This window comes from Micromonospora sp. WMMD734, from assembly GCF_049178975.1.
Classification (GTDB): domain Bacteria; phylum Actinomycetota; class Actinomycetes; order Mycobacteriales; family Micromonosporaceae; genus Micromonospora; species Micromonospora wenchangensis.
In genome coordinates, this window is record NZ_JBMHMK010000001.1 from 1,949,926 (window position 1) to 1,971,153 (window position 21,228).

At 69.7% G+C, this 21,228-nt stretch carries 13 protein-coding genes and 3 rRNA genes; 6 read left to right on the forward strand and 10 right to left on the reverse strand.

From position 1 onward, the window contains the following. Positions 1-185: 185 nt before the first annotated feature. Positions 186-1,157, reverse strand: coding sequence for a helix-turn-helix domain-containing protein (locus ACN267_RS08125; protein WP_204960721.1), 972 nt, complete (start codon positions 1,155-1,157; stop codon positions 186-188). 150 nt (positions 1,158-1,307) lie between these two features. On the opposite strand from ACN267_RS08125, the gene ACN267_RS08130 reads away from it, so the two are divergent. Continuing rightward, positions 1,308-2,078, forward strand: coding sequence for a nucleotidyltransferase domain-containing protein (locus ACN267_RS08130; protein WP_204960722.1), 771 nt, complete (start codon positions 1,308-1,310; stop codon positions 2,076-2,078). 73 nt (positions 2,079-2,151) lie between these two features. On the opposite strand, the gene ACN267_RS08135 is transcribed toward ACN267_RS08130, so the two are convergent. Continuing rightward, complete coding sequence (locus tag ACN267_RS08135) at positions 2,152-2,898, reverse strand: SAM-dependent methyltransferase (protein WP_421488317.1); 747 nt, start codon at positions 2,896-2,898, stop codon at positions 2,152-2,154. Positions 2,899-3,063: 165 nt separating this feature from the next. Next, positions 3,064-4,410: a DivIVA domain-containing protein gene (locus tag ACN267_RS08140; RefSeq protein ID WP_421488318.1), complete on the reverse strand. Its 1,347-nt coding sequence runs from the start codon at positions 4,408-4,410 to the stop codon at positions 3,064-3,066. Positions 4,411-5,481: 1,071 nt separating this feature from the next. Between ACN267_RS08140 and ACN267_RS08145 the strand changes: the two genes are divergently transcribed. The 5 genes from ACN267_RS08145 to ACN267_RS08165 all read left to right on the forward strand — a co-directional run bounded on the left by ACN267_RS08145 (position 5,482) and on the right by ACN267_RS08165 (position 12,406). Next, positions 5,482-6,996 (forward strand): 16S ribosomal RNA (locus tag ACN267_RS08145). A gap of 391 nt (positions 6,997-7,387) precedes the next feature. Further along, a 23S ribosomal RNA gene (locus tag ACN267_RS08150) occupies positions 7,388-10,498 on the forward strand. 104 nt (positions 10,499-10,602) lie between these two features. Beyond that, positions 10,603-10,719, forward strand: a 5S ribosomal RNA gene (gene rrf, locus ACN267_RS08155). Together the 16S, 23S and 5S rRNA genes form the textbook arrangement of a ribosomal RNA operon. A 287-nt stretch (positions 10,720-11,006) precedes the next feature. Continuing rightward, entirely contained in the window at positions 11,007-11,597 is a 591-nt protein-coding gene (locus tag ACN267_RS08160; protein WP_204959689.1) for a helix-turn-helix transcriptional regulator, read from the forward strand. A gap of 110 nt (positions 11,598-11,707) precedes the next feature. After that, positions 11,708-12,406, forward strand: a complete 699-nt coding sequence (locus ACN267_RS08165; protein ID WP_204959690.1) for a response regulator transcription factor — start codon at positions 11,708-11,710, stop codon at positions 12,404-12,406. 51 nt (positions 12,407-12,457) lie between these two features. Here the strand turns inward: ACN267_RS08165 and ACN267_RS08170 are convergent, their stop codons facing one another. From ACN267_RS08170 to ACN267_RS08200, 7 genes are all read right to left on the reverse strand, one after another. Beyond that, positions 12,458-14,227: an ATP-binding cassette domain-containing protein gene (locus tag ACN267_RS08170; RefSeq protein WP_421488319.1), complete on the reverse strand. Its 1,770-nt coding sequence runs from the start codon at positions 14,225-14,227 to the stop codon at positions 12,458-12,460. Further along, complete coding sequence (locus ACN267_RS08175) at positions 14,224-15,891, reverse strand: ABC transporter ATP-binding protein (protein ID WP_421488320.1); 1,668 nt, start codon at positions 15,889-15,891, stop codon at positions 14,224-14,226. The genes ACN267_RS08170 and ACN267_RS08175 overlap by 4 nt, the downstream gene beginning before the upstream one ends. 70 nt (positions 15,892-15,961) lie before the next feature. Then, positions 15,962-16,081 carry a SapB/AmfS family lanthipeptide gene (locus ACN267_RS08180; RefSeq protein WP_067312693.1) on the reverse strand — a complete coding sequence of 40 codons (120 nt, stop codon included), beginning with the start codon at positions 16,079-16,081 and terminating at the stop codon, positions 15,962-15,964. Positions 16,082-16,163: 82 nt separating this feature from the next. After that, complete coding sequence (locus tag ACN267_RS08185) at positions 16,164-16,283, reverse strand: SapB/AmfS family lanthipeptide (RefSeq protein WP_088647629.1); 120 nt, start codon at positions 16,281-16,283, stop codon at positions 16,164-16,166. A 69-nt stretch (positions 16,284-16,352) separates the two neighbouring features. After that, entirely contained in the window at positions 16,353-18,941 is a 2,589-nt protein-coding gene (gene lanKC / locus ACN267_RS08190) for a class III lanthionine synthetase LanKC (protein ID WP_421488321.1), read from the reverse strand. A gap of 279 nt (positions 18,942-19,220) precedes the next feature. Further along, positions 19,221-19,919 carry an aspartate/glutamate racemase family protein gene (locus tag ACN267_RS08195; protein WP_281897345.1) on the reverse strand — a complete coding sequence of 233 codons (699 nt, stop codon included), beginning with the start codon at positions 19,917-19,919 and terminating at the stop codon, positions 19,221-19,223. Beyond that, positions 19,916-21,217, reverse strand: a complete 1,302-nt coding sequence (locus ACN267_RS08200; RefSeq protein ID WP_421488322.1) for an NAD(P)/FAD-dependent oxidoreductase — start codon at positions 21,215-21,217, stop codon at positions 19,916-19,918. The genes ACN267_RS08195 and ACN267_RS08200 overlap by 4 nt, the downstream gene beginning before the upstream one ends. Positions 21,218-21,228: the final 11 nt, after the last annotated feature.

Here is a 21,228-nt window from a genome sequence, read left to right on the forward strand (position 1 = left end):
ACCAGCCAATACTCGCAACCCGCATCGAGCGAAAACGATGTTTTCGTCGGCCCCGTTCAGCCTTTGAGCCTAACGGTCGGGCCCGGCACACCGCTATGCCGAGCCCGAACAACCGGCCGGATCTGTCGGAAACGACACCTGTCGGCCCGTCCGGTGGGAACGTCCGGCCGAACCGTCAACGGCGTTCAGCAGGCAAGGGGTCGGATATCCGACGGCGCGTCGACCAGGGCGGCGCGTGGATCGGCGTAGCGCCACTCCACCCGGTACTGCGCCCGCAACCGGGGCCGCGGCACCACCCACTCGTACGCGATCCGCCCCTGCCGCTCCCGACCGTCCGGGCGCACCTCGGCGCTGCTCTCGGCGGTGAACGAGGTCTCGTTGCCCCAGACCGTCGGACCCGTCTCGGCCGGGAAGTCGAGCCGGATCACCAGATTGCGGGTGGGCAGCCGGATGTCCCGCTGCAACCAGTCGCCGAACTTCCACGCCGGCACCCGGTAGGCGTAGTCCACCACGGTGCGCTGGCCGGGATAGAGCGGCATCGGGGTGCCCCCACCGTCGAGCAACAGCACGATCTTGAGGAAGGCGTCCCGGCTGCGCCCGACCCGCCACCGCATCGGCTCCGGCTGGTCGACGCCGATGCTCGCCCGGAAGTCGACCTCGTCGATGGTGAGCGGATGGCGACCGTGGAAGACCGTCGACCGGGCCGGATCATCGGGGAACCGGTCGATGTCGATCTGCACCGTGTGCCTGGTGATCGGCTCGGTGCCCACGCTGTGCAGCACCCGCCGGAACCGGCACTCGTACACCCCGTCGACGAGGGAGAGGCTGGCCTGCTCGTCCTCGATCACCAGATGCGACCCGGCCGGGGGCGGAACCGCGGTCGGGCCGAGCGGGGAACGGCGTCCCCCCGGGCCCCGCCGGTCGGCGAAGGCCACGTACTGCTGCCAGATCCGGTTACCGCTGTCCAGCACCAGCTCCACCCGCCTGGCGAACTCCTCGGTGGGCTGGTGCCGGCCGTTCTCGATGTGGCTGACGTACGACGGGTCGAAACCGGTGCGTTCGGCCAGTTCCTTCTTGGACATGCCCCGCTGGTGACGCCAGTGGGTCAGTTCCCGAACGAATTCCGCCGCCGCATCGTCCTGTGTGGAGCCTGCCATGCCCCCGTCCTCGCTGTCGGGCCTCAAGTCTGTCCCACCCGTGGCGTCCGCGCCAGGGGTGCCCCCACCCGACTCCACCCGACGGGCCGGAGCCCGGGCCGCCGGACCCGCTCCACGACAGCCACCGGCGCTGCCGGCAGGATGGCCGGCATGGACCCCGCCGTACGCCGCTACCTCGCCGACCTGCTCGGCGTCGCCCGCGACCTGCTCGGGTCGGAACTGGTGGGCGGCTACGCCGCCGGGTCGGTGGCGCTGCACGCGTACCAGCCCGGCCGCAGCGACGTGGACGTGGCGCTGGTCTGCCGGGACGCGCTACCCCGACCGACCCGGCAGGAACTGGTCACCCGACTGCGACACGAGGCGCTGCCCTGCCCGGCACGCGGCCTCGAACTGGTCGTCTACACCCGTTCGGTCGCCGGCTCGGGCACCTGCGAACCGGGTTTCGAGGTGGAACTGAACACCGGGGCGGCGATGCCGACGCGGGTCACCCTCGACCCGGCCGAGCGGCCCGCCGCCGACGGCCGCTTCTGGTACGCCCTGGACCGCAGCATCCTGCACCAACGGGGCCACCCGTTGACCGGCCCGCCGGCCGCAGCGGTCTTCGCCGACCCGTCCCCGGACGACCTGCGCACGCTGATGGTGGCGGCGCTGCGCTGGTGGCTGGCCCGCCCCGCCCCGCCCGGAGACGCCCCGGCCCCCGGCGCGGAGGACGCCGTGCTGAACGCCTGCCGCGCGCTGGTCCGGCTCCGCGACGGCGACTGGCTGTCCAAGACCGCCGCCGGCCACCGGGTGATCACCCTCGGCCGCGACCCCGGGCTGGTGCGCCGCTGCGTCGACGCCCGCACCGGCGGCCCGCCCCCGTCCGCCGCCGCGGCCCGCGCCTTCCAACAGCGGGTGCTGGACGAGATCACCGCCGACTGACCACGCGACCCCCCCGGCGTCGCCGTGACCGGCCCGCACGGGGCGGCCCGAGGCCGGGCCGCCCCGTGCCGGCTCAGCGTCGGAGCAGGGCGAACACACCCCAGCCCAGGTACTCCCGCCGGTACCTGACGTGCCGCAACGGGTCCTCGGTCAGCTCCTGCCGCAGCGACCCGGCGAGAGCGTCGTCGGGATGGGCGTCCAACCAGCGGCGCAGGGTCAGCCAGTGCGCAGCGGCGTACCGGTCCCAACTGTCCTGGTCGGCGAGGACCATCTCGACCACATCCCAGCCGTGCCCCTGCATCCGGCCGATCAGCCCGGGAAGGTCGTCGAAGTCGTCCCGCACGGTGGCGTGGCAACCGGCGACGGTCTCCCGGTCCGGCGGCTCCCGCCGCCAGTAGGGCTCCCCGACCAGCAGCATCCCGCCCGGACGCAGCGCCCGCGCCAGCAGGTCGATGGTGCCGGTGACACCCCCGCCGATCCAGGTCGCACCGAGACAGACAGCCACGTCGACCGGCCCGGGGTGGACGTACCCGGCGGCGTCGTCGTGGACGAAACGGACCCGGTCGGCCACCCCGAGGGCGGCCGCGCGATGTCGGGCGGCGGTGGTGAACGCGGTGCTGATGTCGACACCGGTGCCCCGGACCCCGTGCGCGCGGGCCCAGGTGCAGAGCAGCTCACCCTTGCCGCTGCACAGGTCGAGCAGGGCGTCGTCGGGGCGCAGCCGGATCACCCGCCCCAGGGTGGCCAGCTTGTCGGCGTCGAACGGGTTGAGGATGCGAAGGTCGCCTTCGCGGATGACGAAACTACGGTCGAGATCCATGTCGATGACTCCGGAGGTGCGTGGACGGACGCGGAAAGCGGACGGTCGGCACACGGAGCACGGGCACGGGACACACCTCGTTCGCTGGTCGTGGTGACGGGGCCGTCAGGCTACGTCCCACCGGCCCGGGGCGACAGCGAATTCGCCCCGGGCCGTACCCGTTCGTCAGGCGTTGGTCGGCACCTTGCCGGCGGGCGGTTCGGTGGACGCCCCGACCGGCGGCTCGGCGGGCTGCCGGGCCGCCACCGTCGGGTACTCGGCGGTCTCCCCACCCCCGGCGGCGGCCGCCATCACGGCGGCGGCGGCCAGGTCAGCGACCCGCTTCGCCTCCCGCTGCACCCGGGCCCGCACGTCCTTGGCGTGCCGCTCCACGCTCTCGGCGGCCTGCCGGGCCTCCTCCAACCGTCGGTTCTCGGCGGTCAGGTCGCGACGCACCTCCTCCAGCCGCTGCCGGGAACGCGCCAACTCCCGCTCGGTGGTGTCACCCTCCTGCTGGATCTCGGCCAGCTGCGCGCGGGCCGTCTCCAGCTCGCCCTGCACCTCGGCGAGGGTCTTCTGCCGGTCGGCGATCTCCCGCTGCACCGTGGTCAGCTGCTCCTGGTGGCTGCTGGTCTGCTCGTCGGCCCGCTGACGGACCTCGGTGGCGTACTGCTGCGCCTCGGCGATCAACGCGGCGATCTGCTGCTCGGCGGCGCTGTGCTGGTTGGTCAGCTCCCGCTCCGCCGCCGCCCGCTGCTCGGCCAGCTCCTGCTCGGCCGCGGCCCGCCGCTCGCCGACCTCCCGCTCCACCGTGGCCTGCCACTGGGCCAGCTCCTGCTGGCTCTGCGTCCGGGCCGCCTGGATCTCCTGCTGGATCTGGGTCCGGGCCGCCTTGGTCAACGCCTCCGCGGCGGCCCTGGTCTGGGTGATCTGCTTCGCGGTCTGCTCGCTGATCCGCTTGGCCTCCTGCTGGGCCCGCTCGTGGGCGGCCTCCCCCTCGGCCCGCAGCTTCTCGGCCCGATCCCTGATCTCGGCCAGCTCGGCGTCGGCGGCCGACCGGCGTTCCTCGTACGCCTTCTCCTGCTCGTCACGGCGGGTGGCGAGTTCCTCGTCCAGGTCCCGCAGCGCCTGCGCGGTCCGGTCCCGGGCCTCGACAAGCGTCTTCTCCGCCTCACCCTGGAGCTGGTTCGCCCGCTGGGTGGCCGAGTCGGTGATCAGCGCGGCCTGCTTCTCGGCCAGGGCGAGAATCTGATCCACCATCGGGCCGAGGTCGCGGAAGGACGCCCGGTCCACCTGGGCGGGGCGCTGGCGCAACTCGGTCAGCTCCGCCTGCAACCGCTGGATGTGCGCGGTCAGGCCCTGGATCTGACCGGTCGCCTGGGCCCGTTCGGCGGTCAACGTCGACAGCGCGCCGTCCATGTGTTCGACGTACCGGTCCACCTGCCGCTTGTCGTAGCCCCGCAGGGCGAGCTCGAAGCTCGGCCGTGCCGACCCGTCGTCACGCGACGCGTACGAATCCTCCCCGGTGGACATATGGCGCCAGCCTCCGTACTCCTCGGTGATCCAGGTCCGCGCGGGCGCCCCCACGGCCCGCGATGGGGCGAAACACTACCGGCGACCGATGTTCCGGGTGACCGGGCCCCGGTGGGGTCCACCCACCGATCCGGGCCGGCCAGCGGGTCCGCCGCACCCGCTCCGGATCGGCGCGCGTCAGTGCGGTCGTCGGTCCCGCCTCTGCGGCGCCTGGCGGTACTTCGTCCGGTCAGCCCGGCGGCGGGCCCGGGCTGACAGCAGCGTGCGACGGCGAGCCTTCCCGGCGGTGACGGACCGGAGCTGAGGTCCGCTGTGCCGCAGTGCAGCCGGGGCGTCGAGGAGGGGACGTGGTCGCCGACCGTGGTCGCAGGTTCTGACCGTTCGGCCACCCGGCCCTCACCCCAGTGGTCTTTGCGCAGTTCAGCGACGGTCGCCGCCCGGGGGCGTCAGCCGGTCCGGGGCTACCGGCACGGTGTGTGACCGGGGACGCCCGCTGCCGATTTGACGATCAACTCGGCGGGCGCGTAACTTTCTCTCTGCCAGCGCGGAACGGACGAAACAGGGCGAAAGACCTGGAGGCCGGAGCGCGGTATCTGATCTCGGGTGGTGCTTCCGGATCGGCCAGGGGTCGATGCGACGGGGCGAAACCGACCGGGTAGTGTGTGACGTCGGCAGGGAACCGGGCGAGCGTGTGGGAGACCGCACCGGCCGGCCTGGCGCAAATCATGAGGGCTTCCGGTGTGAGCCGGGTGTGTTCGTGGTGTGTGGAAAATGTGGTGGAAGTGGTGCGGATCGCTACAGAGCGGTTTGACACGGCGGATACCACCGGGTAACGTAGTAAAAGTGCCCAGCGCGGGAGCGCGGGGCGCAGTGAGCGAAATGCCCCGGTCGGGTCACCGTTAGTGCGGTGGTTTGGGTTGGTGTGTGGTTGTTCTTTGAGAACTCAACAGGGTGCTTGTAAAGCCAGTGCCAATTGTTTTATACCCCGGGTCGGCTGAATCTTCGGGTTTGGTTGGCTGGGATTCCTTTGGCAACATTTGTTTGTTGTCGGGATTGCTGTTCAACAGGTTTTTGTTGGAGAGTTTGATCCTGGCTCAGGACGAACGCTGGCGGCGTGCTTAACACATGCAAGTCGAGCGGAAAGGCCCTTCGGGGTACTCGAGCGGCGAACGGGTGAGTAACACGTGAGTAACCTGCCCTAGGCTTTGGGATAACCCTCGGAAACGGGGGCTAATACCGGATATGACCTTGCTCCGCATGGGGTTTGGTGGAAAGTTTTTCGGCCTGGGATGGGCTCGCGGCCTATCAGCTTGTTGGTGGGGTGATGGCCTACCAAGGCGACGACGGGTAGCCGGCCTGAGAGGGCGACCGGCCACACTGGGACTGAGACACGGCCCAGACTCCTACGGGAGGCAGCAGTGGGGAATATTGCACAATGGGCGGAAGCCTGATGCAGCGACGCCGCGTGAGGGATGACGGCCTTCGGGTTGTAAACCTCTTTCAGCAGGGACGAAGCGCAAGTGACGGTACCTGCAGAAGAAGCACCGGCCAACTACGTGCCAGCAGCCGCGGTAAGACGTAGGGTGCGAGCGTTGTCCGGATTTATTGGGCGTAAAGAGCTCGTAGGCGGCTTGTCGCGTCGACCGTGAAAACTTGGGGCTCAACCCCAAGCCTGCGGTCGATACGGGCAGGCTAGAGTTCGGTAGGGGAGACTGGAATTCCTGGTGTAGCGGTGAAATGCGCAGATATCAGGAGGAACACCGGTGGCGAAGGCGGGTCTCTGGGCCGATACTGACGCTGAGGAGCGAAAGCGTGGGGAGCGAACAGGATTAGATACCCTGGTAGTCCACGCTGTAAACGTTGGGCGCTAGGTGTGGGGGGCCTCTCCGGTTCCCTGTGCCGCAGCTAACGCATTAAGCGCCCCGCCTGGGGAGTACGGCCGCAAGGCTAAAACTCAAAGGAATTGACGGGGGCCCGCACAAGCGGCGGAGCATGCGGATTAATTCGATGCAACGCGAAGAACCTTACCTGGGTTTGACATGGCCGCAAAACTTGCAGAGATGTGAGGTCCTTCGGGGGCGGTCACAGGTGGTGCATGGCTGTCGTCAGCTCGTGTCGTGAGATGTTGGGTTAAGTCCCGCAACGAGCGCAACCCTCGTTCGATGTTGCCAGCGCGTTATGGCGGGGACTCATCGAAGACTGCCGGGGTCAACTCGGAGGAAGGTGGGGATGACGTCAAGTCATCATGCCCCTTATGTCCAGGGCTTCACGCATGCTACAATGGCCGGTACAATGGGTTGCGATGCCGTGAGGTGGAGCGAATCCCAAAAAGCCGGTCTCAGTTCGGATCGGGGTCTGCAACTCGACCCCGTGAAGTCGGAGTCGCTAGTAATCGCAGATCAGCAACGCTGCGGTGAATACGTTCCCGGGCCTTGTACACACCGCCCGTCACGTCACGAAAGTCGGCAACACCCGAAGCCGGTGGCCCAACCCTTGTGGAGGGAGCCGTCGAAGGTGGGGCTGGCGATTGGGACGAAGTCGTAACAAGGTAGCCGTACCGGAAGGTGCGGCTGGATCACCTCCTTTCTAAGGAGCACCATCCGGCGAAAGCTGGTATGGAGCCCGCGGCCCGCGAATGTCGGGTCGGGGTGCTCGGATGGCGGAGACACTGGCAAGTCTTTCCCTGGCAACGGCCGGGTGACCTAGTACAGCTGCTTCGGTGGTGGGAACGGTTTTCCTGGTGCGGCTGGTGTGGAGATGTAAGCACCCTGTTGGGTCCTGAAGGAACAACCCGCGTGGTTGTTTTTTCGGAGGGACTGTTCTGGAGCGTGAGCTTCGGTGGTCTGCCAGGCATGGCCTGGTCTCGCATACCGGATTCTGTTCTGCCTGTGGGTGGGGTGGGGTTGCTGGTGTGGGGCTTGTGGGTTGTGGGTTGGTTGTTTGTTGAGAATTGCACAGTGGACGCGAGCATCTTTGTGGTCAAGTTGTCAAGGGCGAACGGTGGATGCCTTGGCACCAGGAGCCGATGAAGGACGTGGGAGGCCGCGATAGGCCTGGGGGAGCTGTCAACCGAGCTGTGATCCCAGGGTGTCCGAATGGGGAAACCTGGCACCAGTCATGTGGTGTCACCCACATCTGAACACATAGGGTGTGTGGGGGGAACGCGGGGAAGTGAAACATCTCAGTACCCGTAGGAAGAGAAAACAAATAGTGATTCCGTGAGTAGTGGCGAGCGAAAGCGGATTGAGGCTAAACCGGTTGCGTGTGATACCTGTCAGGGGTTGCGTGGTCGGGGTTGTGGGACCCTGCTGAACAGGCTGACACTTGTTCGAGGAGTTATAAAGTCAGTGGCTAGCCGAATGGTGTGGAAAAGCCAACCGTAGTCGGTGAGAGTCCGGTAGGTGAAAGTTGCTGATCTTCTGTGGGTGTTCCCGAGTAGCGGCGGACTCCTGAAATCTGCCGTGAATCTGCCAGGACCACCTGGTAAGCCTAAATACTTCCTGGTGACCGATAGCGGACGAGTACCGTGAGGGAATGGTGAAAAGTACCCCGGGAGGGGAGTGAAATAGTACCTGAAACCGTTCGCCTACAATCCGTCGGAGCCTTGCGGGGTGACGGCGTGCCTTTTGAAGAATGAGCCTGCGAGTTAGTGGCATGTGGCGAGGTTAACCCGTGTGGGGGAGCCGTAGCGAAAGCGAGTCTGAAGAGGGCGTTGTAGTCGCATGTTCTAGACCCGAAGCGGAGTGATCTAGCCATGGGCAGGCTGAAGCGCGGGTAAGACCGTGTGGAGGGCCGAACCCACCAACGTTGAAAAGTTGGGGGATGACCTGTGGTTAGGGGTGAAAGGCCAATCAAACTCCGTGATAGCTGGTTCTCCCCGAAATGCATTTAGGTGCAGCGTCGTGTGTTTCTTGCCGGAGGTAGAGCACTGGATGGTCTAGGGGGCCTACAAGCTTACCGAAATCAGCCAAACTCCGAATGCCGGTAAGTGAGAGCGCGGCAGTGAGACTGCGGGGGATAAGCTTCGTAGTCGAGAGGGAAACAGCCCAGATCACCAGCTAAGGCCCCTAAGCGTGTGCTAAGTGGAAAAGGATGTGGGGTCGCATAGACAACCAGGAGGTTGGCTTAGAAGCAGCCACCCTTTAAAGAGTGCGTAATAGCTCACTGGTCAAGTGGTTCCGCGCCGACAATGTAGCGGGGCTCAAGCACACCGCCGAAGCTGTGGCATTCACATGATACTTCGCATCTCCTTGATGGGGTGTGCAGGTGTGTGGATGGGTAGGGGAGCGTCGTGCCGGGGGTGAAGCAGCGGGGTGACCTAGTTGTGGACGCGGCACGAGTGAGAATGCAGGCATGAGTAGCGAAAGAAGGGTGAGAAACCCTTCCGCCGGATGACCAAGGGTTCCAGGGCCAGGCTAATCCGCCCTGGGTGAGTCGGGACCTAAGGCGAGGCCGAGAGGCGTAGTCGATGGACAACGGGTTGATATTCCCGTACCCGCGAAAGAGCGACCCTGACGAACCTCGTTGTGCTAACCACCCGAACTGGCTGATGTCTTCGGACGGATGTTGGGGAGCGTGGGAACCTGGCGGGTAGTAGTCAAGCGATGGGGTGACGCAGGAAGGTAGCTGAGCCCGGCCGGTGGTTGTGCCGGGGTAAGCGTGTAGGCCGTGCCGTAGGTAAATCCGCGGTGCATTGAGGCTGAGACGTGATGCCGAGCCGATTCAGGTGAAGTCAGTGATCCTATGCTGCCGAGAAAAGCCTCTAGCGAGTTCTGAGCGGCCCGTACCCCAAACCGACACAGGTGGTCAGGTAGAGAATACCGAGGCGATCGGGCGAACTGTGGTTAAGGAACTCGGCAAATTGCCCCCGTAACTTAGGGAGAAGGGGGGCCGGAGACGTGAAGCCCCGTGCGGGTGGAGCGTTGTATGGCCGCAGAGAGCAGGGGGAAGCGACTGTTTACTAAAAACACAGGTCCATGCGAAGAAGTAATTCGATGTATATGGACTGACGCCTGCCCGGTGCTGGAACGTTAAGGGGACCTGTTAGCTCTTTCGGGGGCGAAGCGGAGAACTTAAGCGCCAGTAAACGGCGGTGGTAACTATAACCATCCTAAGGTAGCGAAATTCCTTGTCGGGTAAGTTCCGACCTGCACGAATGGCGTAACGACTTCCCCACTGTCTCAACCACAGGCCCGGCGAAATTGCAGTACGAGTAAAGATGCTCGTTACGCGCGGCAGGACGGAAAGACCCCGGGACCTTTACTATAGCTTGACATTGGTATCTGAATGGGCTTGTGTAGGATAGGTGGGAGCCGGTGAAACCTGTACGCCAGTATGGGTGGAGGCAATCTTGAAATACCACTCTGGTTGATTCGGGTATCTAACTTCGGACCGTTATCCGGTTCAGGGACAGTGTCTGGTGGGTAGTTTAACTGGGGCGGTTGCCTCCTAAAGGGTAACGGAGGCGCCCAAAGGTTCCCTCAGCCTGGTTGGCAATCAGGTGTTGAGTGCAAGTGCACAAGGGGGCTTGACTGTGAGACTGACAGGTCGAGCAGGGACGAAAGTCGGGACTAGTGATCCGGCACTTGCGTGTGGAAGCGGTGTCGCTCAACGGATAAAAGGTACCCCGGGGATAACAGGCTGATCTTCCCCAAGAGTCCATATCGACGGGATGGTTTGGCACCTCGATGTCGGCTCGTCGCATCCTGGGGCTGTAGCAGGTCCCAAGGGTTGGGCTGTTCGCCCATTAAAGCGGTACGCGAGCTGGGTTTAGAACGTCGTGAGACAGTTCGGTCCCTATCCGCCGTGCGCGTAGGATACTTGAGAAGGGCTGTCCCTAGTACGAGAGGACCGGGACGGACGAACCTCTGGTGTGCCAGTTGTCCCGCCAGGGGCACGGCTGGTTAGCTACGTTCGGAAGGGATAACCGCTGAAAGCATCTAAGCGGGAAGCCTGCTTCAAGATGAGGTATCCCACCCCACTTTGTGGGGGTAAGGCCCCCAGCTAGACGACTGGGTTGATAGGCCGGAAATGTAAGCTCGGTAACGGGTTGAGTTGACCGGTACTAATAGGCCGAGGACTTGACTACGAATATGCTACGCGTCCACTGTGCAACTCTGAACAAACACCAGACAACCCCCCACGGGTGAAGGTTTTCGTGGGTGTGTGTGTTGTTTGATATGTTCATAGTGTTACGGCGGTCATGGCGGAGGGGAAACGCCCGGTTACATTCCGAACCCGGAAGCTAAGCCCTCCAGCGCCGATGGTACTGCACTCGGGAGGGTGTGGGAGAGTAGGACACCGCCGGACAACCTTTCCAGTCGAGGGCCGCCCCATCCGGGTCGGCCCTCGACTGCTGCCTGCACCCATTACCCGGGACCTGTCGGACGTCCGGCAGGTCCCGATTCACCCCTGTCGTCGGCTGATGCATTTCGGCCATTTTCCCGCCGTCCGGAAACGGGTCGTCATTCCGACAGTCACGCCTGGTTCGGGCTGCATTTGGGAAAATATGACGGATGGACGAACTGACGAACGGGAAACAGTCATCGTCGGGTCCGGGCCGGGCGGCAGAAAGCGATGAACCGACGATCCGTGTCGTGGTGGTGGGGCCTCCGGGACTATTGCGTACCGCCCTCGCGGCGATCCTGGCCGCCGCCCCCGGGTTCGAATTGGCCGGGGAGAGCGATCCCGACCACCACCTGACGGACGGAGTCGTCACCCGACGTCCCAACGTCGTCCTGGTCGACCTCGACGCGATCGAGGATCCGGCCGTACTCGCCGGGCGGTGGCATGCCCGGCTGCCGGAATGCGCGGTGGTGGTGCTGACCTCCCGGCGGACCGCCCGGGCGCTGCGCCGTGCCCTCGGGGCGCGGGCCCGGGGGATCATCGCCAAGGACGTCCCGCCCCAGGAACTCCTGGACCAGCTTCGGCTCATCGCCGAGGGACAGCGGATGATCGACCCGGTGACCGCCCTGGCCGCGTTGGACGCCGCCGTCAACCCCCTCAACGACCGGGAACGTGAGGTGACGGCCGCTGCCGCCCGGGGCATGTCGACCAAGGAGATCGCCGGTCATCTGCACCTGGCACCGGGCACCGTCCGCAACCACCTGTCCACCGTGCTCCGCAAGACCGGGGCCCGCAACCGGTGGGAAGCGGTCCAGCGGGCCCAGGACGCCGGCTGGATCTGACCACCCGTGAGAAGGGGTGTCGGACCAGTTACGGATTGAATAAGATTCCGAACCGTGCGTCATCGGACGCATGCATTTTGTCAACACGGGTGTGATCTCGGGAGTCGCTTATGGTTCGCACACTGCTCGCCCTCCAGGGCGGACTGCTCCGGGGCGCCCTCGCCCAACTGCTCGCCGCCGAACACGACATCGAGATCGTGGGCGAGGTGGACAGCCCGCACCAGCTGCGGGCGGCGGTCCGGGCCGAACGCCCCGACGTGGCAGTGGTCGAATTCGACATGTTGACCGTGACGGAACTGGTCCGGCTGGCCACCCTGGGCGTCCCGGAATCCGTCGTCGGCGACACCCCGGCCGCCGGCGACGAGTCCACCGCCACCGTCCCGGGTCCCCGCCCGCCGACGGAACCGATCACCGTACCCGTGGGTGCCCTGCTGGTCCTCGTCGAACAGCGCCGGGCCGGCCGACTCGGGCCGGTGCTCGCCGAGCACGGCCACCGGATCGGCTTCCTCAGCCGCGACGTGCCACCCGGCCGGATCGTCGACGGGGTGCGTCAGCTCGCCGAGGGACGGGTCGTGCTCGACCCCGACCTGGTGGTCGCGGCCCTTGAGGTCGCCGACAGCCCGTTGACCAACCGGGAACGGGAAGTGCTCGACGTGGTCGCCGAGGGGCATCCCGTCCAGGAGATCGCCGAACGGCTGGTGCTGTCGGCCGGCACGGTACGCAACCACCTGTCGCGGATCATGGCGAAGACCGGCGCGCGGACCCGCTGGGAGGCGGTGCGGATCGCCCGCGACTCCGGCTGGCTGTGACCGGCACCGGCCCCGACACCATGCCCGGCACCGGCACCCGGCCGGTGACACCTACGTCCGGGCCGCCGCCGACGTCCCGTCCGATGCCGTCCAGCAGGTGGCGGTGTCCGACGGTTCGGTCTCGCCGTAGCCGACCAGGGCACGGTAGGCCGGTGAACGCTCCAACAGCCCCTGGTGGGTGTCCAGCAGTGCGGTCCGCCCGTCGAGCAGCAGGACCCGCCGAGCCCGCAGCGCCGAACTGACCCGGTGGGCGATCACCACCAGCGTGCCGGGCCGGGCGGCGAAAGCCGTCTCCAGCCGGGCCTCGGTGGCCGGATCCAGGTGACAGGTCGCCTCGTCGAGGATGGCCAGCGGAGCGGGGGAGAGCCAGGCCCGCAGCAACGCCACCTGCTGCCGTTCCCCGGCCGACAGGTCCGTCGGGCGCAGCGGCGCGTCGTACCCGCCGAGCCGGGTCAGCAGTCCGGTCAACCCCAGCCGGGCCGCCGCCCGGTCCACCACGTCGTCGGCGACGCCGGGGGCCAGATAGCCGAGGTTGTCGCGGAGTGAGCCGGTGAAGACGTACGCCTCCTGGGGGATCAGCACGCGCCGCCCGGCCAGTTCACCGGGCGTCGCCCCGGTCACCGGGGACCCCCCGACGTGCACGGTGCCCGACTGCGGGTGCAGCACCCCGGCGATCAGCCCCGCCAGGGTCGACTTGCCGATCCCGCTGGCCCCGACGATCACCAGGTGGTCCCCGACGGGCACGTCGAGGTCGAGGCCGTCGAGCACCGGATCGGCGTGCGGCCCGTACCGGAAGGTGACCCCACGCAGCGACAACGCCGCCCCGGTGTGCTGCGGCGTGGGACGGGGCAGCAGCGACCCGGCCGGGCCGGTGTCGGCCGGCGCGGCGGTACGCAGCAGCCGGTCCAGGGTGACGGCGAACCGGAGACCACCGGCGGCGACCCCCTGCACCAGGCTGTGCAGGGCCGGCTGCACCCCCCGCGTGACATAGACGAGCGCGCCCAGCAGCGCGCCCGGCCCCAGCCCCTGACGGACCAGCCACGGCGCGGCCAGCAGCAGCACCGGCACCGGCAGCCAACCGCCCAGCGCCAGACTGAGGCTGCGGGTCGCCGCCATGGTGGCCAGTCGTCGCTCCACCCGGGCCTGCGCGTCGACGGACCCGCCGACCCACCCGGTGACCTGGTCGCGGGCCCCGCTGGCGGTGACGTCGCGGTGGCCGCTCACCGCGGTCACCACGGCCCGGCCGAGCTGTTCGTCGGCCAGCACGTACTCCCGCTGCCGGGCCACCATCACCGGCAGCGCCACGGCGAACAGTCCGAGACCGGCCAGCACCGGCACCGCGACCAGCAGCGCCACCGGCGCGGCCAGCGAGAACAGGCCGAGCACCGCGGCGCCGAGGGCGAACAGGAAGCCCCGCACCACCATCAGCAGCCCGGCGTAGGTGTCCCGGACCAGTTCCACCTGGTGGGTGAGCCGGGCCACCGCCGCGTCGTCGGCCCGTCCGCCGGCCGCGCCGGCCACCGCGCCGCGCACCACCCGGCGCAGCAGGTCGTCGCGGAACGGCTCCACCACCGCCCCGAGCAGCGCGTACGACCGGTTGGTGCCGGCCGCGCCGACCAGCACGGCCAACCCCAGCAGGGCCAGCCAGGCCAGTCCGACGCCGGGCCGCCCGGCCAGGAAGCCGCTGTCCACGGCCCGCGCGGTGAACAGCCCGGACAGGGCGGCCGGCAGCACCTCGGCGGCCGACCAGCCGGCCAACCGCCACAGCTGCGTCCGCCGGTCCCGCAGCGCGGCCCGGGTCACGCCGACGACAGTGGTCACGACCGGAACACCTCCCGGTAGTCGGGGTCGGCCCACAACGCCCGGTGTGGGCCGACGGCACGTATCCGCCCGTCGGCCACCCACGCGACCAGGTCCGCCCGGGCGGCCATGCCGAGCCGGTGGCTGACCACCATCCGGGTACGCCGGTCACCCGGCCCGGTCAGCGCCCGGGTCACCTGGTACTCGGTGGCGGTGTCCAGGCTGGACGTGGCGTCGTCGAGGATCAGCAGCCGTTCGGCGCGCAACGCACGGGCCAGCCCGAGCCGTTGCCGTTCACCACCGGACATGGCGACCTCGGCCAGCGGGGTGCGGTACCGGTCGGGCAGCCGTTCGACGAAGTCGTGGATGGCGGCGGCGCGGGCCAGCGGCACCGGGTCCGCACCGGCCCCGACGGCGGCCCCGACCGTGTCGCCGACCAGCACCGGACGTTCGAACCCGTAGCCGATCGCGGCGTGCAGGGCGGCCGGGGTCAGCTCCGGCAGCGGCACCCCGTCCAGGAGCACCACCCCGTCGTCCGGGTCGCGCAGCCGGCCGGCGACGGCGGCGAGCAGGGACTTGCCCGCACCGGAGGCGCCGACGACGGCCAGCAGCGTGCCGCCCGGCACCCGCAGGTCCACCCGGTCGAGCAGGGCCCGGCCGTCGGCGTCGCGGACGGTGACGCCGCGCAGTTCCAGGGTGCCCGGCCCGGACGCCAGGGGCCGGTCGCCGTACGGGCGGGCGGGTTCGGTGAGCACGTCGGCGGCCCGGCGGCAGCCGGCGCGTACCCGCACGGCGGTGTTGAGGGCGGCGACCACGGTGCCGAGACCCGCGCCGAGGGCGGCGTACTGGATGGCGGCCAGTAGCTCCCCGGGGGTCAACCGACCGGCGGTCAGCGACACCCCACCGACGGCGACGATCGCGACCTGGAGCAGCGGGTTGAGCACCGCGCCCCGGGTCGCCGCGCCGGCGAGCACCGTCCAGGTCCGCGCCCCGTGCCGGTGCAGCGCGGGCAGGGGGGTCAGCACCCGGTCGACCTCCCGTTCGCCGGTGCCGGCGGCGGCGATGGTGCGCGCCCCGGCCAGGGCCTCCACCAGCCGGCCGGCGAGGCCGCCCTGGGCCTGCTGGTAGCCGGCGACGGCGGCGGAGGCGTCGGCGACGAAACCGCGCAGCAGCAGGCCGAGCAGGAGCAGCCCGGTGACGAAGGTGACGCCGAGCCACGGGTCGATCAGGGTGAGCGCCACCAGGCTGCCCACCGGCGGCAGCGCCACGGTCGCGGCCGTGACCAGCGTCGGGGCGGCCTGACCGGCGTCGGCGACCTGCCCCACCACGCGGCCGGCGAGGTCACCCACCGGGCGGCGGGCGGCGGTCTGCGGGGCGAGGGCGAACAGGTGCCGGACCAGGGTGTGCCGCAGGTGGGCCACCGACCGGGCAGTGGCCGCGCCGGTGCCGTAGTCACGCACGACGCCGACGACGACCAGCAGGGCGATCAGCCCGACGACGGCGGCCAGCCAGCGGTTCGGGGAGTCCTTCGGCGCGGTGCCGACGGCGGCGTCGACGGCCCGGCCCAGCACGGCCGGTAGGGCCAGTTCGGCGGCCGTGCCGGCCACGGTGACCACGGCCAGCGTCGGGGTCCACCAGCCGGCCGCCCGGACGGCCCGCAGCAGGAGCCGGTCGGTCGGTGTCATCGCGTCCCCTCCCACGCCGCGCGGCCCCGGACCGGCGGGTGCCGGTCCGGGGCCATGCGATACCGGTCGATCAGTTGCAGGTGGTGACGCTCAGCGAGCTGTCGCCGCAGAGCAGGAGGCTGGCCTGGCTGCCGCCGCCGGTGCGCTCGGTGGCCGGCAGTTCCATCGCCTGGAGGTCGAGCAGAGCCATGGTCTTACCTCTTTCTGTCGGTGTTCGGTGCGGATGTGCCTGGTGTGAATCCGGTGGGGTCGTCGGGTCGACGACCGTCGGTTCAGTTGCAGGTGGTGACGCTCAGCGAGCTGTCGCCGCAGAGCAGCAGACTCGCCCGGCTGCCACCGCCGGTACGCTCGGCGGCCGGCAGCTCCATCCCCTGAAGGTCGAGCAGGGCCATGTCTTTCCTCCTTTCCACAGTCGTCGGGTCGGGTTGCCCCGGGGTGACCCCCGGGGAGCGGGTGGGCCGTCAGTCGGCCGGGGTGGGGTCGCCGGTCGACGCCAGCAGCGGTAGCCGGACCGGATCGGTGGGTCGGCTGGCGGCCACGGCGGCCAGCACGCCGGCGGTGCCGGTGGCCAGGTCCATGGAGAGCCGCAGCAGCTGGTCGCCGGGGAAGGCGGTGCCCCCGGCGTACGGCAGGGCGTGCCAACCCAGCAGGCGGGCCTGGGTACGGGCCACGTCGTACTCGCCCCGGCCGGCCAGGTAGGCCACGATGCCGGCGCGTCCGGCGAACAGCCCGGACTGGGCATAGAACGGGAAGTCGGCGCAGCGGCGGATCGCGTCGGCCTGCTCGCGCAGTGCCTCGTCGGGCCGGTGGCGCAGGTACCTGTCGAGCACCAGCCCCACCCCGACGCTGCCCTCCGCGAGGTACGGCATGGTCCGCCAGCCCTCGTTGACCTCCAGGTGCCCGTCGTCGCGGCGTACGCACCGGCGCAGGTCCTGCCGCAGCGCGATGGCGGCGTGGTCGAGCAGCCGCTCGTCGGGTTCCCGTTCGTGCCGGTCCAGCAGCATCAGGGCCGCGCCGGCCCCGCCGCGCAGCAGCCCGGCGTACGGGTGCCGGCCGCCGCTGACCTCGGCCACCGAGTCGACGTCGCCGAGCCGGTCGACGACCAGGTCGACGGCCCGTCGGGCGGCGGCCTCGTAGCGGTCCTCGCCGGTCAGCGTGGCGAAGTGGGTCAGGTTCAACGCGATGCCGGGCAGGCCGCCCACCAGGTCGTTGCCGAGTTCCGTCCACGGTTCGTCGAGGCAGCGGTCGAGCAGCCGGCGGGCCTCGTCGCGGTGGCCGAGCAGGTCCAGTACGTACGCCACCCCGTGCAGCCCGTCGAAGAAGCCGAGGCGGCTGCCGGAGGCGGGTTGCCGGACCCGGTCGATCAGCCAGCGGACGTGGTCGGGGTCGACGGGGACGCCGGTGGCGTGCAGCGCCCAGAGCACCCCGGCCGCGCCGTGGGCGAGGTTCAGCCCGCCGTCGTTGCCGCTGAACTGCCTGATGTCGCCGGGGAAGAGCCGGTCGTCGCGGTGCGGCGTGGCGCTGGCGGTGATCGCCCGGACCAGCCGGTCACGCAGGCCGGGCCAGTCGTCCGGGTCGACCCGCACCAGGTCCGGGTCCGGCCGGTGTGCGGTCGGGGTCGCCGTGCCGGGCGGGTCGGCGGCCGGTGGGTCGCCGACGATGACCGCGACGGTCTCGTCGAGCACCGCCCGGTCGACCGGGAAGTGCTCGGCCACCACGTCGGCCAGGTGCGCCGCCTTCTGCGGGGCCAACCGCAGCATCGCGGTCAGCGGCAGGAACAGGGCGAGTCGCAGGCAGGCCAGGGCGTACCTGTCGACGTCGGGGCCGACCCGGTCGCGGGGCGCGGCGAACGCCTGGTTGCGCAGCGCCGGGCGGCCGGCCTCGGCGGCCGGCGCGGCGACCTCGAAGTCGATCAGGGTGACCGTGCCGTCGTCGCCGACCATGATGTTGAACATGTGCAGGTCGCCGTAGACGATGCCGTGCGCGTGGATGGCCTCGACCGCCTCGGCGACCTGCCGGTGCACGTCCAGCGCCCAGCGGGTGTAGTCGGCGCGGTCGGCGTCCGGGTGCACCAGCGGGTAGCGCTGCACGACCACCTGGTTGAGCGGGCGGCCGTCGACGAACTCCAGCGCCAGGAACTCGTGCCCGCCGAAGCTGAACTCGTCGTGCACCCGCACCAGGTGCGGGACGTCGGCGAGTTGGCGCAGCACGCTGGCCTCCCGGTGCAGCCGGGTCACCGCGTCCGCACCGGTGGCGTCCAGGCCGGCGTACGGGCGGGCCTCCTTCAGCACCACCCGGGTGTCGGTCCGGGTGTCCCGGGCCTCGTACAGGCCGCCGCCGTTGGAGAAGTGGATGACCTTCTCGATCCGGTAGGGCAGTTCGGTGGTGCTGGCGGCGTTGCGGGCGGCCAGGTGCGGGGCGAGGAAGTCGGGCAGGGTCACCCAGTCGGGCAGGTGGAACACCGGGTCGCGGCGGTCGGGCACCAGGGTCCCGGTGGCATCGGCGATGGCCGGCACCACCTGACCCTCGGGCGACAGGCAGTAGCGGGCGGCGAAACCGCCGTAGCGCAGGTAGACCGGGCCGTCGCCGTAGCGCAGGTCGCTGAGGATGTAGGGGCCCTGCTCGCCGTCGAGCAGCGCCGCCAACTCCTTGGCGGTCAGTTCCAGTTCGGCGTCGTCACGGGGGTAGACGGTGACGAACTTGCCGCTGCCGCCCCGGCGGGCGTACTTGCTGTTGCGCATCAGCAGCATCCGGGGGCCGCGCAGGTGCTTGAACGGGATGCCGCGCGGCTGGCAGTAGTCCATCACCTGGGTGAGCACCCGTTCGGCGTTGTCCAGTCGGGCCGAGACGTGGATCTTCCAGCCCTGGGCGGGCAGCGTGCCGCCGACCGGGGCGTGGATCAGCCAGTCGTCCTTGACCTCGCACTCCCAGCCGGCGGGCTGCGGGCGGTCGGTGGCGTAGCCGATGCCGGTGGCGGTGGCGCTCGCGCTGGACAACGAGTCGTAGAAGAGCGGGTCGACCGCGCAGTACGCGTCGTATCGGTCGTCCATCTCGGCTGCCTCCCATCCCCTGATCGGTTGATGTCAATCCTGCGATCGGCGGGCCGTCGCGCACAGTGCGATGCGTCATCGACCGACGGTGAGATTCCGGCCGGAAACTCGTGACAATGGCGGAGTTTGAAATCGCGAATACGGCATCACCTGCGGATCGGCCCGGACGTCGGCCCCGGCCCGCGCGACCGCCGGGCCACCTGTGGGAAGCCATGACAGAACCGCCGGTCGGCCGGGTCCGTGGTGGACCCGGCCGACCGGCGGAACGGGAAACGCGACCTACCGGCGGTCGGCGTACGGGTGCCGGGCCAGGCCGGCGTGCACCATCGTGGTCAGGGTGACGATGTCGTAGACCGGCACCCCGAGCCGGGCCTGGATCAGGTGCGCGAACGGCACCAGGTCGGTGCACTCGATGACCACCGCCCCCAGGTCCGGGCCGGCCAGGGCGTCCGCCCGGGCCACCACCTCGGCGGCCAACCGGTCGACGTCGAGGGCGTCGCGCCGGCCCTCCAGCATCACCTCACGGAACTCCGGCGCGTCGGCCATCCCGGCCACCCGGATCGGCACGTCCTGCGCGCCGACCGCGGCCAGGTGCCGCCGGGTCAGCGCCGCCGCGTCGGCGGTCAACACCCCGACCGTCCGGGCCGGACCGAGCATCCGGTGCACCATCGGCAGCTGGAGCAGGCTCGACGAGTGCAACGGCACGTCCACGGCGGCGGCCAGCTCCGCCTGGAACAGCACCAGGAAACCGCACGCCCCGGTGATCGCGGCGACCCCGGCGCCCTGCAGGTCCCGGGCGGCCGTGACGAACGGCGTGAGCAGGGTCGGATCGGCCTCGCGGACCAGCCGTTGCGGGGTGGCCCCCTCGACGACCCGGTACACCACCGGGAAGTCGAACGTCGCCGGGTTGCGGATGTGGCCGGGGATCTTGTCGAAGCTGGTCTGCAGGCAGAGCACCCCGATCGCCGGGGCGCTCACCGGTGCCCCCGCCGGTGCCGGTCCACCGCGAACGTCGCCAGGGGCACGTCCGGCGTCGCCCCCGTGACGAGCTGGGCGAGCAGCCGCCCGCCGGCCGGGGCGAGCCCCATCCCGATGTGCCCGTGCCCGGTCGCGACGCTGACGTTGCGGTACGACCCGAGCCGGCCGATCAACGGCAGGCTGTCCGGGGTGCACGGCCGCAGCCCGCTCCACACCTGCACCCGGCCCCCGGTGTCGCACCCCGGCAGGTACGACCGCACGGTGCGCCGGATACCGTCCACCCGACGCGGGGACACGCTGGTGTCCAGGCCGGTCAGCTCCAGCGTCCCGGCCAGCCGTATCCGGTCGCCCAACGGCATGACGGCCACCTTCCCCTCACTGAGCAGAACCGGCAGGGTCGGGGTGGCCGGGCCCGCGTCGACGGTCACCGCGTACCCCTTGGCGGGTTGCAGCAGCAGGCCGACGCCCAACTGCCTGGCGCACGCCACCGACCACACCCCGGCGGCGAGCACCACCTCACCGGGGCGCAGGTCGCCCCGGCTGGTGCACACGGCGCGGACCCGGCGGTCGACGGTGTCGAAGCCGCGTACCTCGGTGTCGGTGAGGATCTCCACCCCGGCGGCCCGCAACAGCCGGGCGAACGCGACCAGGAACGCCGGGATGCGCAGCGCGGCACCCTCCTCGTTGAGCAGCGCCCCGGCGACGGCGAACTCGACGCCCGGTTGCAGCCGGGCCAGCTCCGCCCGGTCCACGGTGCGCAGCGGCACCCCCCGGGCCACCGCCGCCGGCAGCGACGCCCGCGCCTGCGCGTACCCCTGCGGCGTACGGCAGGCCAGCAGCATGCCGCGGGCGGTGAGGGTGCCGGCCAGCTCGTCGTGTGCGCAGACCTCCCGCAGGATGGCCAGGCTGCGCTGCTTGAGGTCGAGCAGCACCTCGAAGCCGGCGCGGGCCTGCCGCTGCGTGCAGTTGCGGCGGAAGTGCCACAACCAGGTCAGCAGCTCCCGGTCGAGCCGGGGCCGGACGTGGAACGGGCTGTCCGGGTGCAGCAGCCAGCGCAGCCCCTTCGCCGGCACCCCCGGCTCGGCCAGCGGGGCGGCCCCCTGGGTGCCGACGAAACCGGTGTTGCCCGACGAACAGGCGGCCGGGTCGCCGACCTCACCCCGGTCCACCACGGTCACACTCAGCCCGGCCCGGCGCAGGAACCAGGCGCAGAACAGCCCGGCCACGCCCGCGCCGACGACCAGGACGTCGGGATCGGACCGTGCGGGTACGTCGTGCGGCGCGGGCGTCGTCGCCATCTCGGCCCCCG

Bases quoted from the DNA above. Each gene is read 5' to 3' on its own strand.
- ACN267_RS08125 (WP_204960721.1), bottom strand. From the start codon at position 1,157: ATGGCAGGCTCCACACAGGACGATGCGGCGGCGGAATTCGTTCGGGAA.
- ACN267_RS08130 (WP_204960722.1), top strand. From the start codon at position 1,308: ATGGACCCCGCCGTACGCCGCTACCTCGCCGACCTGCTCGGCGTCGCC.
- ACN267_RS08135 (WP_421488317.1), bottom strand. From the start codon at position 2,898: ATGGATCTCGACCGTAGTTTCGTCATCCGCGAAGGCGACCTTCGCATC.
- ACN267_RS08140 (WP_421488318.1), bottom strand. From the start codon at position 4,410: ATGTCCACCGGGGAGGATTCGTACGCGTCGCGTGACGACGGGTCGGCA.
- ACN267_RS08165 (WP_204959690.1), top strand. From the start codon at position 11,708: ATGGTTCGCACACTGCTCGCCCTCCAGGGCGGACTGCTCCGGGGCGCC.
- ACN267_RS08175 (WP_421488320.1), bottom strand. From the start codon at position 15,891: ATGACACCGACCGACCGGCTCCTGCTGCGGGCCGTCCGGGCGGCCGGC.
- ACN267_RS08180 (WP_067312693.1), bottom strand. From the start codon at position 16,081: ATGGCTCTGCTCGACCTCCAGGCGATGGAACTGCCGGCCACCGAGCGC.
- ACN267_RS08185 (WP_088647629.1), bottom strand. From the start codon at position 16,283: ATGGCCCTGCTCGACCTTCAGGGGATGGAGCTGCCGGCCGCCGAGCGT.
- lanKC (WP_421488321.1), bottom strand. From the start codon at position 18,941: ATGGACGACCGATACGACGCGTACTGCGCGGTCGACCCGCTCTTCTAC.
- ACN267_RS08200 (WP_421488322.1), bottom strand. From the start codon at position 21,217: ATGGCGACGACGCCCGCGCCGCACGACGTACCCGCACGGTCCGATCCC.